10 protein-coding genes are annotated in these 15,997 nt (G+C 45.5%); 9 read left to right on the plus strand and 1 reads right to left on the minus strand.

What is annotated here, in order from left to right; all coding sequences use genetic code 11:
* Positions 1-42: 42 nt before the first annotated feature.
* Complete coding sequence (locus tag H7A79_RS09930; RefSeq protein ID WP_187000134.1) at positions 43-1,209, minus strand: polysaccharide biosynthesis/export family protein; 1,167 nt, start codon at positions 1,207-1,209, stop codon at positions 43-45.
* 415 nt (positions 1,210-1,624) lie between these two features.
* Between H7A79_RS09930 and wecB the strand changes: the two genes are divergently transcribed.
* From wecB to H7A79_RS09975, 9 genes are all read left to right on the plus strand, one after another.
* A complete protein-coding gene (wecB, locus tag H7A79_RS09935) occupies positions 1,625-2,719 on the plus strand; it encodes a non-hydrolyzing UDP-N-acetylglucosamine 2-epimerase (protein ID WP_246407872.1) in 1,095 nt (364 codons plus the stop codon).
* 13 nt (positions 2,720-2,732) lie between these two features.
* Positions 2,733-4,001: a UDP-N-acetyl-D-mannosamine dehydrogenase gene (gene wecC, locus H7A79_RS09940; protein ID WP_187000136.1), complete on the plus strand. Its 1,269-nt coding sequence runs from the start codon at positions 2,733-2,735 to the stop codon at positions 3,999-4,001.
* A 156-nt stretch (positions 4,002-4,157) separates the two neighbouring features.
* Positions 4,158-6,221, plus strand: a complete 2,064-nt coding sequence (locus tag H7A79_RS09945) for a CgeB family protein (protein WP_187000137.1) — start codon at positions 4,158-4,160, stop codon at positions 6,219-6,221.
* On the plus strand, positions 6,218-8,584 hold the full coding sequence (locus H7A79_RS09950) for a glycosyltransferase (RefSeq protein WP_187000138.1): 2,367 nt from the start codon (positions 6,218-6,220) through the stop codon (positions 8,582-8,584). Before H7A79_RS09945 ends, H7A79_RS09950 begins: the two co-directional genes overlap by 4 nt.
* Before the next feature lie 19 nt (positions 8,585-8,603).
* On the plus strand, positions 8,604-9,791 hold the full coding sequence (locus H7A79_RS09955) for a glycosyltransferase (RefSeq protein WP_187000139.1): 1,188 nt from the start codon (positions 8,604-8,606) through the stop codon (positions 9,789-9,791).
* A 193-nt stretch (positions 9,792-9,984) separates the two neighbouring features.
* Positions 9,985-11,130, plus strand: coding sequence for a DUF6270 domain-containing protein (locus tag H7A79_RS09960; protein WP_187000140.1), 1,146 nt, complete (start codon positions 9,985-9,987; stop codon positions 11,128-11,130).
* Positions 11,127-12,107 carry a CgeB family protein gene (locus tag H7A79_RS09965; protein WP_187000141.1) on the plus strand — a complete coding sequence of 327 codons (981 nt, stop codon included), beginning with the start codon at positions 11,127-11,129 and terminating at the stop codon, positions 12,105-12,107. Before H7A79_RS09960 ends, H7A79_RS09965 begins: the two co-directional genes overlap by 4 nt.
* A gap of 43 nt (positions 12,108-12,150) precedes the next feature.
* Positions 12,151-14,250, plus strand: a complete 2,100-nt coding sequence (locus H7A79_RS09970) for a capsule polysaccharide biogenesis protein (RefSeq protein ID WP_434968552.1) — start codon at positions 12,151-12,153, stop codon at positions 14,248-14,250.
* Positions 14,251-14,461: 211 nt separating this feature from the next.
* Positions 14,462-15,724: a capsule polysaccharide biogenesis protein gene (locus tag H7A79_RS09975; RefSeq protein ID WP_187000143.1), complete on the plus strand. Its 1,263-nt coding sequence runs from the start codon at positions 14,462-14,464 to the stop codon at positions 15,722-15,724.
* Positions 15,725-15,997: the final 273 nt, after the last annotated feature.

Here is a 15,997-nt window from a genome sequence, read left to right on the forward strand (position 1 = left end):
TTCCGTATCCACTTTTTGCTCAGACATTTTCACGCTTTCCGGTTAATTACCCAAATCATTAATGCTGTTCACACTACTGACAATCGGCGAGAATACAAATTGCAAAAATTTCTGAAGCTCTGCCACCGGCGCATTCGACACATACACAATATCTTTATCCCGCATCGAAAAACGCTGCATCCAAAACAGCGAGTTGGCATCTAAAAGATTGACACGGTAAACTGTCGGCACTTCCATTTCTGAAGCGTAGCCTTTACCCAACCATTTATCCTGCTCTCCCTTCGGCAGCGCAGAAACAGGCTGATAGCGGAACACAAACACTCCCTCCGGATTCGAACGCCGATCCTGCAAACCACCCACCACACCGATGGCCTCACCCAAATTCATGCCCTTGGCCGAAAACTGCACCTGCTGGTTGCGTCCCAACGCGCCCAAAGCCGTAAAACTCAAAGGCTTGGAAAGCAGGGTCAGCACATCCCCCGGGCGCAAGACAATATTTTGCCCCGCCTCTGCCGTAACGGTTTCCAATGCAGCCGTGCGCACTATACCGCCGCGCGTAAGCTGCACCGAAATATCCTGCACGCCGCTATCGGTACCGCCAACTGCCGCCACCGCATCCAAAACCCGCTCCCGGTGCCCGGTGAGCGGCATACGGATACTGCGACCGGCACGGATTACCGTTACATTACTCGAATTATTCTGCGCCACACGCACCATTGCCTGAGGCTGGTTGGCCATTTTTTTCAGACGGCCTACAATTTCCCTGCGTATCCTGTCCGGCGTTTTACCGCTCACCGCCACATCGCCCAAAAACGGCACAGACACCCTGCCCCGCGTGTCCACAATCTGCGGCGGCAGGCTTACTGTTTGAGCCGAACCCGAGCCCACAGAGTTCAATGCCCCGCCAAACAGCACCGCAGGCGCTGCTTCCCACAGCGTAATTTCCAGCACATCCCCCTCCCCCACCGCATCGGCAAAACCCGAATGGCGCGTTGCCAAATCAGCCAGCGACTGCCCTCTGCCTGCCGCATACAGTGTGGAAATTACCCGCTCGTCCACATCAACCACAGCAACATCAGGCACTGCCGCCTGGCGGCTTTGATTTTGCAAACTTATCACCTTGGTTTGATTCGGCCCTGAAGTAGGCAAAGCACCACACCCTAAAAGCAGCAATAGAATGCATCCGGCCGGCAACTGGAAACGCGTCATCAACAAACTTTCTCTATACAAATAGCCAAAAACAACAAATAGCCAAAAACAGACCAACACTTTTTATCGGAGTGTTGCGTATTGCAGCCAAATATTACTGCCTGCAATACGCAAAGCGGAGTTATTTTAACAAAACAAACCAAACAAACTCAAAAAAAAAAAAAAAAAAACAATTTTTTTCAAAAACTCACAAACTGAGTTATAATCCCTAGCAATTCAAAAACATATGACAAAGTTCTACCCGTGTAATACGAAAGGCTGTGCCGTGCAAAAAAACAATAACGCCGATAATAGTGCTCTGACATTGACAACATTCAACGATTCATTTGCTTTTAATCCCATAGCGGTATCCCCTCCCCCCGCACGTGCTAAAAAACTGCTGATTGTATTCGGCACCCGGCCGGAGGCTATCAAAATGGCCCCTTTAATTGAAGGTTTGAAAAAAAGAAAGGCAGATTTCCGTGTTTGCGTAACTGCCCAACACCGCCAGATGCTCGACCAAGTGCTTGACTTGTTTGAAATCATACCCGATTATGATTTGGACATTATGAGCAGCAAACAAACATTATCTACTGTAAATTCTGCTATTTTAGAAAAAATCCAGCCTATCTTAGACGACTACAAACCCGATGTTGTTTTTGTACACGGCGATACTGCCACCACCTTGGCAACTGCTTTAGCCGCCTATTACAACCAAATCGATATCGCCCATATCGAGGCAGGTTTGCGCACCAACGATATTTATTCCCCCTGGCCCGAAGAAGGAAACCGCAAACTTACCGGCGCTATCGCCAAATATCATTTCGCGCCCACCGAAAGCACCAAAAACAATCTGTTTCGTGAAGGCGTTCCCCTCTCAAGCATATATGTAACCGGAAATACCGTTATCGATGCCCTGTTTCTTACCTGCTGCAAAATCGACAGCAATAAAGAATTGATGCAGCAATATGCAGAGCGTTTCTCTTTTTTAGGCAGCGGTAAAATCATTTTGATTACCGGCCACCGAAGGGAAAATTTCGGAGAAGGTTTTGAAAACATCTGCCAAGCGGTTTCCAAACTGGCAGATCAACACACTGATGTGCAATTCGTTTACCCCGTGCACCTGAATCCCAATGTGCGTGAGCCCGTAAACCGCCTGCTTAGCGGCAAACACAACGTCCATCTGATAGAGCCTTTGGACTATTTGGCTTTTGTTTATCTGATGAGAATGTCGTATCTGATTCTTACCGATTCCGGCGGTATTCAAGAAGAAGCCCCTTCTTTAGGCAAACCTGTACTGGTGATGCGCGATACAACAGAACGCCCCGAGGCAGTGGCGGCAGGTACCGTTAAATTGGTCGGCACATCTCAAGAAGTGATTATCGAGCAAGTAAACCGGCTGCTTGCCGACTCTGCCGAATACGCAAAAATGGCCGATGCACATAACCCTTATGGCAACGGAACAGCTGCGGATCAGATTTTGTCGGTATTTACCCAACCGGCAGAAACCGAACAACAACTTGCCATTTAACGAGGAAAGCGCAATGCAACCTTTTCAAACTATTTCCGTTATCGGTTTGGGCTACATCGGCCTGCCCACTGCGGCTGCTTTTGCCGGCCACGGCGTAAAAGTTATCGGCGTAGATATCAACCAGCATGCAGTAGATACGATTAATCAAGGAAAAATCCACATTGTCGAGCCCGATTTGGACACTGCCGTGCACCAATGCGTCAGCAGCGGCACACTCAAAGCCACCTTATCCCCCGAGCCTGCCGAAGCATTTTTAATCGCCGTACCCACTCCGTTTAAAGGCAACAATTACGAACCTGATTTAAGCTATATCGAAGCCGCCTGCAACGCCATCGCTCCTGTTTTGAAAAAAGGCGACTTAGTGATTTTAGAATCCACCTCTCCCGTTGGCGCCACCGAACAAATGTCCGGCTGGCTGGCCGCAGAACGCCCGGATTTAAGTTTTCCCCAACAAAAAGGTGAAGACTCCGATATCCGAATCGCCCACTGCCCCGAGCGCGTACTCCCCGGCCAAGTGATGCGGGAATTGATTGAAAACGACCGCATTATCGGCGGCATGACTTCTAAATGTTCGGAACAAGCCGCAGCCTTATATAAAATTTTTGTAAAAGGCAGCTGCATTATCACCAATGCCCGCACGGCCGAAATGTGCAAACTGACCGAAAACTCGTTCCGAGATGTAAACATCGCCTTTGCCAACGAGCTTTCCATTATCTGCGACAAACTGGATATCAACGTGTGGGAATTGATCTCACTGGCCAACCACCACCCCCGCGTCAATATTCTGCAACCGGGCTGCGGCGTAGGCGGTCATTGTATCGCCGTTGATCCGTGGTTTATCGTGAATAAAACACCCGACCTGGCCAAACTCATCCACACCGCGCGTTTGGTAAACGATGGCAAGCCCGAATGGGTTATCAACAAAATCAACAACGCAGTAATTGAAGCCTTGCAGAAAAACCCCGGCAAAACCATAGCCGACATCAAAATTGCCTGCATGGGATTGGCATTCAAACCCGATATCGATGATTTGCGCGAAAGCCCTGCCTTAAAGATTACCGAGCAACTGGCCGAGAAATACCCCAATCAGATTTTGGCCGTCGAACCAAACGTTGAAACCCTGCCTGCCAAACTTGCGGCCAAAAACATCCGCCACACCAAACTGGACAAAGCATTGGCAGAAGCCGATGTTTTAGTGGTTTTGGTTGACCATAAAGAATTTAAAAACATTCAGACGGCCTCTGTAGATTCCGTGGTGGTTGATACTAAAGGTATTTGGTAGATTTTTGCCAATCGCAACATGCCAAACTCAGATTACCGCCAATCAAGCGATACCGGTATCCCTTGCCGCCGGAACCGCACGCCCTATTAAAGTTGCAGACAATAAAATAAAAATTATTCTAATGTTTAATAAATAGAATAATGCCGAGCCAGCCATATGAATAAAATAAATTTAGATGATTTGAAACGTTATTTCCAACAGGAAAATATACAGCTCGATGATGAACAGCTTGAGAAAACCATAAAATGGCTTGCAAAGTTTTCAGACGGCGTTCAAACAGATCAAGAAAAAAAAATCCATCAGCTGCAAGACGAGCTGTATCATTTGCGTATCGAAAAAAGCAAATACCAACTGCTGGTAACCCAACGTTTTCAAGACAGGCATAACCAAACGATTGCTTATCAATTCGGCCGTCTGATACTGGATTTTTTTAAAAACCCCATCCGCAACTTTATTACCCCCAATGCCCTATTGTCGATTTACATACAACATTTAAATCGCAAAGCGAGAAAAAATCCACTCAGCTCTTTTGAGCAAAAATGTAAAAAATGGTTTGGACACCTGGATGCTCCGAAACCGATAGATAATACATTTGAAGCTTTAATACACCCCGCTGCTTCCCTATTGAAACAACAGGATATTGCGGCAACAGTATCAACAACCGGCATACCGGCTGCACAACGCAAAATACTGAAACGCAATTTTGCCCACAAAAAAGCCAAAGAACTTAAAGTTGCCATTATTTTAGACGAATTCAGTTTCAACTCCTTTAAAGACGAATTTACGCCACTGATTATTACTCCGAATAATTGGAAAATCGTTTTTGCACAGCAAAAGCCCGACTTATTTTTCTGCGAATCTGCTTGGAGCGGCACAGACAGCGTAACCAGACCTTGGAAAGGAAAAATCTATGCCAGTGTGAATTTTCCAAAAGAAAACCGTAACGAATTGCTCGAAATCTTAGATTATTGCCATACTCACGGTATCCCGACCATATTTTGGAATAAAGAAGACCCGGCTCATTATTCCGACCGTATTCACGACTTTGTGAAAACGGCCTGCCTTTTCGACTTTGTTTTTACAACCGCCCAAGAATGTGTAGAGCAATACAAACAGGAATACGGTCTTGAGAATGTGTATGCGCTACCGTTTGCAACCAATCCGGCCATTTTCAACCCTATAGATAACCCTCAAACGCCCCGTACGGAAAAAATGGTGTTTGCAGGGAGCTGGTATGCGAACCATATCAATCGTTCCCAAACAATGCACCAACTGTTTGACAATTTAATCGACAGCGGCTACGAATTGGAGTTTTACAACCGTTACTACGGCAACGATGACCCAAACCATTTAATCCCCGAACAATATCGTCAGTATGAAAAGCCGAACGTTCCCAATGAAGAAACTGCCCGGCTATACAAATCCAGCCTGTTCGGCTTGAATCTGAATACGGTAACCGACTCCGAAACCATGTTTGCCCGGCGCGTTTTCGAGCTCATGTCCAGCAACACATTAGTCGTGTCCAACCATTCCAAAGGAATGGAAAAGATGTTTGGCAGCAATGTGGTTTTTCTAGACTCTGAACCCGGCCGTCTGAAAACCTTAAATCAAGAAGAAATCGAGCGGATAAGGGAAGAAAACCTCAATAATGTTTTAGCAAACCACACTTATCAAAAACGGTTTGAAAATATTTTGAATACCGTGGGTATTATTTATAACCAAGAGCAAGAAAAAGTTACTCTAACGGTAAAAATATCAGATGCAAGGCAATTGCAGGAAGAAATCCGCATATTCAAGCAGAAATTTGGCGGCGATAAATACCGTCTGCTTGCAATCTTGACAGATGCCATTTCCGATTTAGACGCAGCAGAGCTTTACTCAACATTCAATTATCAGAAAATCAATATTTTGGCAGAGTCTTATGTTTACCGCTACGGAAATGAGCATTCTCAATATTTGGAAACCCCATATTTTGCTTTAACCGACAGCTTGGAAAACTTACAACATGCTTTTATTGAAAAAGCACTATTACACAGCAGCTATATTCAAGACAATTATATTGCACTTACAGCCCATAAAAAACAAAAATATATATTTGAATCCAAAATGAAAATGAACCATATTTTTGCATCCGCACAAAAATTCACCGAAGCCATAACTCATTTCGGCCAAACAATGGATTACCCTATTTACTATATCAGCAAACAGGAGAATGAATGATGGATATCAGTATTATCATTCCTTGTTACAATGCTATCGGAAAAATAGAAGCATGTATTGCCTCCCTAAAGCAAATTGATTATCCCGACTCACAATATGAAATTATTTTTGTAGATGATTGCTCCAAAGACGGCACGTTGGCATACCTGAATGAGCAGGCGGCACAACATCCTAATTGGAAAATATTGCAAATGAGCCAAAATAGCGGCTCCCCTTCCGAACCCCGTAATCTCGGTGTTTCTCATGCCTTAGGTGAATACATTTTTTTTCTTGATTGTGATGATGAAATTTTTAGTGATACATTAGCTGTACATATACAGGCCTCACAGCAGAAAAATGCAGATATTGTACGCGGCTATCTTATTGTCAATGATGGTAACAAACGTTTTCCTGCCAATCGGATTTTAGAAAACCTCGATAGCCTGAATAAACGTGAAATCATTGAAACCATTATCCGCAAACAAAGTACAACCGTACCCAGCCTGATTAAACACAGCCTGCTGAAAAAGCATCAGATTACATGGCGTTCCGATCTCAAGATGGGGGAGGATACAATTTATTTGGCCGATGTATTATCTGTTGCGGATAATGTTATTTATATCGATCATCCAACATTTATTTATAACAAAAAAATTAATGAAGAAGCCTCTTCAACGCAGAGTTATGGTTCCCGCGAGCTAAAAAACCATTTAACCGTTTGGCAAACAGCCCAAGAGAAGCTCGCAAAGCAGGGCGTAGATTATTATGCAGTCCGCCTGCAAGTCGGTTTACAAACTGCAATCCAATCCATAATAGCCTATAACCGTTTTGACATTAGCAAAAAAGACTTTGCCGAACTTTCAGACTTTATCAATAAAAACAAAAAATTAATTGAAAGTTTCAACTACAATAAACGAGTTAAAGATATATTAAAAGAAATCTACCATAAAAACTATTTAGGTTTTCTTGAAGCAATCAAACTCAGAATGGTCGTAGCAGGTTATGACTTGAAATTTATCACCCCCGTTTTACCAAAATTGAAACAATACTACCAAATCCGCATAGACGAATGGGCAGGACACAACTCACACGATGAACAATACAGTGAAAACTGCCTAAAATGGGCTGAAATCATCTTCTGCGAATGGATGCTGGGTAACGCGGTATGGTATAGCCAACGGATTAAAGAAAACCAAAAACTTTTTATCCGTATGCACCGTTTTGAACTGACAACTCCTTGGTTCAAACAAATAGACTTTACAAGAGTCAACCGCGTGTTTGCAGTATCACTATATTTCTTTGAAAAATTGATAGAATATACCCGTATTCCCCGATCGCAAGCCTGCCTGCTGCCCAATTATTTAAACAGCAATGATTATGATCGTTCTGAAAATGAAGAAAAGCTCTTCAATCTCGGGATTATCGGCACCCTACCCTCTCGGAAAGGTTATCTGAATGCATTAAAATTATTGAATAATCTTGTGCAAAAAAATAAAAAATACCGTTTATACGTTTACGGAAAAATGCCTGAAGAATTGCCTTGGATAAAAAACAATCCAGAAGAAATGGCTTATTTTAATGAGTGTAAACAATTTATTAAACAAAACAATCTAAGCCAACACGTTATCATTAAAGGTTGGGTAAATGTTAAAACAGAATTAAAAAATATCGGTTTTATTCTATCCACCAGTGATAATGAAAAGATCCCGGAAAGCTTTCATATTGCTCCGGCAGATGGCTTTTCTGCAGGAAACCAAGGCGTATTATTGAATTGGAATGGCGCAGAATATATCTATCCCCCCAAATATATATTCGACTCACTTGAGCTCATGGCAGAACATATTTATGCCCAAAATACATTAAATAAATTCAACTGCTACAATCAACAAGGTTTAGAACTTATTCAAGATCGTTACTCCGTAGAGGCCTTTGTCAAGCAGCTTCGGCGACAGTTCCACATTTCTGCAACCTTGTTCCCGACTGCACCGGCACCAAAAGAGGAAGATGCAGTAAATCGTAACTGCCTTATAGAAATTAACAACCACAAGCTTACTTCCGAAGGTATTGTTATCGAATTGCCGAAAGAAGCGCAAAGCAACTGTAAATTAATCTTGGAATACCGCCTAAAGCTTTCTGCCAACACCAAAGTTAATGCCGCTTTAGTTGCCCTTAAATCAGCCAATACAGAACCTGTACCGGGATTTAAGCCGTCTGATCTTAAAGAAATCGGTCTGTACAAATATCTGAATACAACGGTCAGCGGACAAAGCCATTTTTTAGAAATAACATTATCTAAAGCCAACATAGTTGAGCAATTAAAATTAATTTTATGGCACAAAGATGCAGATATTGAATTAATAAATATTAATTTAATAAAACTTTAACTAATCAGTAGAGGTTGATATGTATTTTATTGGACAAACCAGATTTAGTTTATACATTCCGGGAAGCAATGCTTGGAATGTTTCTAATTTTACAGAAGAAGAATACATTGCCCATCTGTTTTCAGATGAGCGCATGTCTGTTAGAGTAAATATTTTTTCTGAAATATCAATACCTTTAATGAATAAAATGAGAAAGCAATACGATTTCCGTCATATTGTCTCTTATTCGTCAATCTTACCTCAAAAATGGAAAAATATACTATTTAATTTGCAGAAAAAATATCCTTTTCTGTATTTATGTGAAGTAGATTCGAAAAATGAAAACCCTTTATATTCAATTTTAAAAGGAAAGGAAAGTGGGGCAGTAGCTTTCTTTCGTTTAGATGATGACGATCTGCTATCTATAAACTATCTAGATAATTTAGCAAAATATAATAAATCAGCCTATAAAAACATGGCCGTTTCCTTTGGAAAAGGTATTGCTGCCCTCTATAAACAAAATAATTATATGGATTTTAGAAATGTCGTGCAACAGTATCCCTCTATGGGACAGGCCTATATAGGTTACTGGTCTGGTAAAAATTTAGAACTACCTCCAATGTATAGCCATCATAATTTAGATCAAAATATTCCTGTTATTGTAGACTCTGCAAATATAATGTATTTGCAAACGTATCACGAACAACAAGACTCTAACTATCGCTTCTCGAAAGCAACAAATATTCAAGAGGCTACTGTTGAAGCAGAGTTATCAAAATATCCAAAAAATAAAAATTCCGAACAACTAATAGCTTGTTTCCCTGTATTGGATATGAATATTAGAGAATTTTCAGATAAGAAAACATCTTATTTTTCTATATCCAATCTAGAAATATCCAAAAAAGATACATTGATAGCTATTCAGAAGAATAAAGATAAATGTTTATTTGAATTAGAATATGAAATTATTCTATCCAAACAATTGACCTCTCCCAAAGCTATAGTATTCTCTTTCAAATTTGATCAGAATGTAACAGTTCAATCAGGATTAACTTTTTCATCCTATAATGATATCGGTTGGTTTAAATATATTTGTGGATCTAATGGCACCGCCAATGGAACATTATCATTTATCTTGGACAAACCGGCACAGCTTACTGATTTTAGAATAATAATATGGGACGATAGATTTAAATCAATATCTATAAAATCTATTTCCATTTCTTAACTTTAAAGGCTATCTTAAATATCAAATGCATCCTACCTTTTTATTAAAGATAGATAAGTCAAGAAAATTATACTATGCTTTAAGATTGCCTGAAGATTCCAAAAATTCACGAATGGTTTTTTATTCTTCATAGTCAATGATTTAGCTAGACAAGAGAAAATTACACATTTTAAAAATAGTTTATGGAATTGAAATGAATAAATTATTTATTTTAGGATCGTGTGTCAGTAGGGATGCTTTCGCATTAGAGGAAGGAAATGTATACCACATAGTCTCTTATTTGGCTCGAACCTCTTTTGCCGGCACCTTCCACCATCAGCCTGTTAAAGATATAGACTTATCAAAAATACCATCTTCGTTTCAACAGAGAATGGTAGAAAACGATTTATCGAAACAAACTGCCCATGCCTTAACGCATAACGAATTTGATTGGCTGATTATTGATTTGATTGACGAACGTTTTAATATTTTCGTATCCGACAACGAAGAAGTATTTACACTCTCCCCGGAGTTTTCCAACAATTGTATCTTCGATAAACCCGGCAAGGTGCTTACTCCTAACAGCGATGAATTTCTTGAGCGTTGGAAAAAGGGGTGGGACAACTTTATCGATTTGGCAAAAAAACATCAATTTTTGCATAAAATTATTTTAAATAAGGTATTTTGGACTAACCAAACCAGCTCCGGCGGACAGGTTGTTTCAGATTTATACCAATCTTGGATTGATGAAAACAACCGCTGGTTACAAGAGCTTTACTCCCATATAGAAAAAACAGGGGGCATCAAGATATTGGAATACCCCCAAGAGCTGTTTAAAGCAGATTCCGACCATAAATGGGGTGTTCAGCCTTATCACTATGCCAAGCCGCTGTATCTGTATCTTTTGAACTATCTAGGCCGTCTGAAAACCTACCGGAAGGCGCTGGAAGACAATATTGTCCACACCGATTACCTGCCGCTGTTCATGGATACACTACCCATCAAAAGAAACCATTCAGCTTATCAGCCTTTGGTTTTTATAGGAGGAAACCAAAGCTACACGGTCAGCATCAAGATTACTCTCGCAGGAAACAAGCAGGCAGGGGAAAAAGATTTACTGCATACGCTGAAATACGAACCGGAAGAAACCGAGTGGTATGCCGGGCAAAAATACACCCTTTCCGCTGTAAAAGATATCGGCTATTTCAAGTATATCGCCACCCAAGCTTATACCGTTTATGAACGTGAAATCAGATTCTGCATACCCGCCGGTGCGCGTGCCGTTTTTTCCATTCAAGAATTTTATTCTAAAGGAAAAAATATAATCTTAGAAGCAGAGATCAACAAGGCCGGCAAATGAACATCTATTTAATCAGCGATAGCTTAACCCAAACATCTCTACAAAAAGAAGATATATCACTAAGCAGCAGTTGGTTTTCCCTCCGCAAAAACAACGGCTCGGTATTATTGGTCGAGTCTGCATGGAACGGCCGAAAAAACCGCTGGAAGTTCAAAATCGCCTCCTATCCCGACCATCCCAAACGCAGCAACGAAAAACTGGTGCGTTTGGTTCAGACCGCAAAAGATAAGGGGATTTCCACCGTTTTTTGGAATAAAGAAGATTCGGTTCATTTCGACCGCTTTATCGATTCTGCCAAACATTTCGACCATATTTTTACCGTGGATGAAAATTGTGTGGAGCGGTATCGGGAGGTTGTGCCTGCCTCAACCACGGTTGATGTAGCGATGTTTCCCGTCCAACCCCGTATCCATAACTATCAAGGGTTTAACTTTCGGCAGGTGGAAGCAAATTTTGTCGGCAGCTTCAGCAGGCATATTCACAACAAACGCCGCGAACGCCAGGAAATGCTGTTTTCTGCGGCTTTGAAGGCGGGTTTGCCGGTTACGGTTTTCGACCGAAATTCAAACAGAAAATCAAGAAACTACCGTTACCCTGAGCAGGAATTCGGCCTGAAAATCATGCCGGCTTTAGATTATGCCCAAACCGCCGATATCTACCGCCGTTTTGCAGTGTCGCTGAATGTAAACACCATTGAAGACTCACCCACTATGTTTTCACGGCGGGTAGTGGAAATTCTGGCCTGCGGCGGCATTTTGGTTTCCACCCCCGGCATAGCGATGGACAGGCTGTTTAAAGATTATTGCCATATCGTGAACCATGAAGATGAAGCGGCAGCTTTATTTGAACGTTTGAAACACGGGCCGTCTGAACATGATTTGGAAATGGCCAAGGCCGGGGCAGACTTTGTGTTAAACCATTTCACTTGGCGGAAATTTTTAGAAAAAATCCAATCTGTTATCCACTCAACAAAATAAAATGCTTTTCTCAAGTTTCGGGCTTTGGCGCCAACAAAAAACACTGCGCGCCCTCCTTCACCCTGCCGGGCAGGCTGGCGGAGAGGTTCTATTGTGGGGCAGAAAACATACCCGGCGGGAATATTGGATACGCTCGGTGTTGAAAAAAAACGTTATTTATCTTGAAGACGGCTTTCTGCGCTCGCTCGGCTTGGGCGTGGAAGGTTGGCCGCCGTTTTCTATGGTGGCAGACGATTTGGGCATCTATTACGACACCACCCGCCCCTCCCGCTTGGAGGCGTTGATTTTGGCAGCGGATCAGATGCCGTCTGAAACATTGGCCGATGCCCCAAAAGCGGCAGAATTAATCGTTGCCCACGGTTTGTCGAAATATAACCATGCGCCTGATTTTTCTTGGGATGTGTTTCAGGCCGAGCATTCCGATACCGCGTGCGTACCTGAATCCGCGTATGGCAAATCAAGCGGGGCAGAGACAAAGCGGGATACTCAGGTCAAGCCCGAGTATAACGGAAATAAACATCTCAGGCCGTCTGAAAAAGAAATCGTGCTGGTTATCGACCAAACCTACGGCGATATGGCGGTGCAATACGGTGCAGCCGATGCGCAAACCTTTGCGCAAATGTTTCAGACGGCCTCAGCCGAAAATCCCGATGCTGAAATTTGGGTGAAAACCCACCCCGATGTGTTAAACGGCAAAAAACGCGGCTACCTCACCGATTTGCCGCAAGCGCAAAACGTGCGCCTGCTGGCGGCCGATGTCAGCCCGCTCTCACTGCTCGCGCAAGTGGATAAAGTGTATTGCGTAACTTCGCAGATGGGCTTCGAGGCCTTGCTGCTGGGCAAACCGGTGGCAGTGTTCGGGCTGCCCTGGTATGCCGGCTGGGGCGTTTCAGACGACCGCCATGCGGGCGTGAAAACCCTGCAGCAGCAGAACCGCCGCGCCCCGCGCACGCTGATGCAGCTTTTTGCCGCAGCCTATCTGCAATACAGCCGCTATCTCAATCCCAACACGGGCGAAGCAGGCACGGTGTTTGACGTTATCGGCCATTTGGCCGCCGAGCGCCGCCGCAACGAAAAACTGCGCGGCAATCTTTACTGCGTGGGCGTGTCGCTGTGGAAACGGGCGGTGATGAAACCGTTTTTCCATGCTCCCGCCTGCCGCCTGCATTTTGTTTCATCGCTGAAAAAACTGCGCGAAATGCCGCTGCCTGCCGATGCGCGGCTGTTGGTGTGGGGCTGCGGCAGGCAGGAGCTGCTGGATTTTGCCGCCGAACGCGGCCTGCCCGTGCTGCATATGGAAGACGGCTTTATCCGCTCGGTGGGCTTGGGCTCGAATCTGGTGCCGCCGCTCTCGCTGGTTTGCGACCCTATGGGCATTTACTTTAACGCAGAAAAGCCCTCGCGCTTGGAGCATATCCTGCAAAACCAAACATTTACCCGGCGGGATTTTCAGACGGCCTCATCGCTGCAAAACGCGCTCACCGAAGCGGGCATCAGCAAATACAATGTCGGCGGCGGCGCGTTGGCCGTTCCGCCCGATGCCGGCAGGGTGCTGCTGGTGCCCGGCCAGGTTGAAGACGATGCCTCGCTGCGCCACGGCTCGCCCGCAATCCGCAAAAATCTGGATTTGCTGAAAAAAGTGCGCGCGCTCAACCCCGATGCCTACATTATCTACAAACCGCACCCCGATGTGGTGAGCGGTAACCGCACCGGCCACATCCCCCCCGAAGAGGCCGCGCGCTATGCCGACCAAACCGTAACCGAATGCGATATTGCCACCTGCCTGCAACACGCCCACGAAGTGCACACGCTCACCTCGCTTTCAGGCTTCGAAGCCCTGCTGCGCGGCAAAACCGTGCATTGCTACGGCCTGCCTTTTTATGCGGGCTGGGGTTTGACCCGCGACCACCTGCCGCTTCCCCGCCGCACACGCAAACTGGCTTTGTGGCAGCTGGTGGCAGGCACGCTGGTTTATTACCCCGATTATGTCTGCCCCGAAACCCGCCGCCCGGTCGATGCGCAAACCGCCGTCAATATTCTGCGCAGGCAGAAAACGCAGCAAGGCGGCGGCCGTCTGAAAAGAAGTTTTGCCGCCAAACAGTGGGGCAAACTCAAACAGCTGCGCGTGTTATTCAGGCCATAAAAGCCGGATTCAAAAAATCAATATATTGAATGCTTTATTTCAGCAACAGGCAGCAGGCCGCAAACAGTTGAAGATAACAGAGCCGAACTCTGCTGCCGCCCCGAAGCTGACAACCCGTTCTCTCTGCACCAAGCCGCAGCAACGCCTTACTGAAAGGAGATAAAGTGATTCACGATATAGACCACAAGGTTGAACCATTAAGGAAGTGTTGATGACAAACACCTTTATTCCCGGATCGCTGGAAGCACTCTGCCGCAGCAGCAGGCGCATTTTGCTGTTGCAGGGGCCGGTGGGGCCGTTTTTCAAAACCTTCTCGCAATGGCTCACCGAAAACCGCCGCAAAACCGTGTTCAAGCTCAATTTCAATTATGGCGATGAGGTGTTTTACCCGCTGCATATGCCGCGCACCTTTGCCTACCGCGACACCTATCAGGCCTTCCCGGCCTTTCTGGCCGCATTTGTGCAGGAAAACCGCATCGATGCCGTGGTGTGTTTCGGCGATTTCCGCCCCTACCACACCGCCGCCAGGCAGGTGGCCGAAGAACACGGCATCGATTTTTGGGTATTTGAAGAAGGCTATTTCCGCCCTTTCTACATCACGCTCGAAAAACACGGCGTAAATGCTTTTTCGCCGCTTCCGCGCGATGCCGCCTTTTTTCAGACGGCCTTTGCCAAGCTGCGCCGGCAAGAATACATTGAACCGCCCCCCGTGCGCGGCGGTTTTTGGCCGATGGCAAAATGCGCGGTGCGCTACTATTCTGCCGCCGCCCGGCAGCGCAGCCGCTATCCGCATTATATCCACCACCGCATCAACAGCTTAAGCCACTATATCCGCGCTTGGGCGCGCTCAGGTGTCAAGCGCGCCGTTTATATGCTGCAAGACCGCAAATTCGGCCGCGAAACAGCAAGCGGCCGCTACGGCAGGTTTTATATTCTGCCGCTGCAAGTGTTCAACGACAGCCAAGTGCGCATACACAGCGATTTTTCATCGGTGCAGAATTTTCTGCTGCACGTGCTCACATCGTTTGCCGCCCACGCGCCCGAACACACCAACCTGATTGTGAAACACCACCCGATGGACAGAGGCTTTACCGATTACCGCCGCGACATCAACCGCTTTATCCGGCAACACCCCAAGCTCAAAGGCCGCATTTTTTATGTGCACGATGCCCCGCTGCCCGTTTTTCTGCGCTACGGCGCCGGCATGGTTACGCTCAACAGCACCAGCGGTCTCTCCGCGCTGATTCACGGCATGCCGGTCAAAACCATCGGTCGCGCCGCCTACGATATTCCCGGCATCACCTTTCAAGGCAGCTTGGCCGAATTTTGGAAACACCCCGAGCCGCCCGATGAAGAATTATTCCATGCCTACCGTATGTATCACATCAACACCACCCAGATTAACGGCAGCTTCTACAGCGAAGTGCGCCTGCCCGCAACCGCAGGCAGCGGCACCCTGCCGCCTGAAAGCTGAAAAAACCAAGCAGAAACCAACCGCCCGGCAGCCGGCCTGCCGTCAAACCGCCAACCGTCTGAACAACCTTTTCAGACGGCCCAACCTTTTCAGACGGCCCAACCTTTTCAGACGGCCCAACCTTTCAGACGGCCAACCTTTCAGACGGCCAACCTTTCAGACGGCCAACCTTTCAGACGGCTTTTACGGCACCGCTCGACAGCACTGCCTGCCGGCCTTGTGCGCAAAACGGGTATCCGCTATAAAGCCGCTGTTTCCACTTCCAAACCGACC

This window comes from Neisseria musculi (assembly GCF_014297595.2).
In the GTDB taxonomy this organism is placed as follows: Bacteria; Pseudomonadota; Gammaproteobacteria; order Burkholderiales; family Neisseriaceae; genus Neisseria; species Neisseria musculi.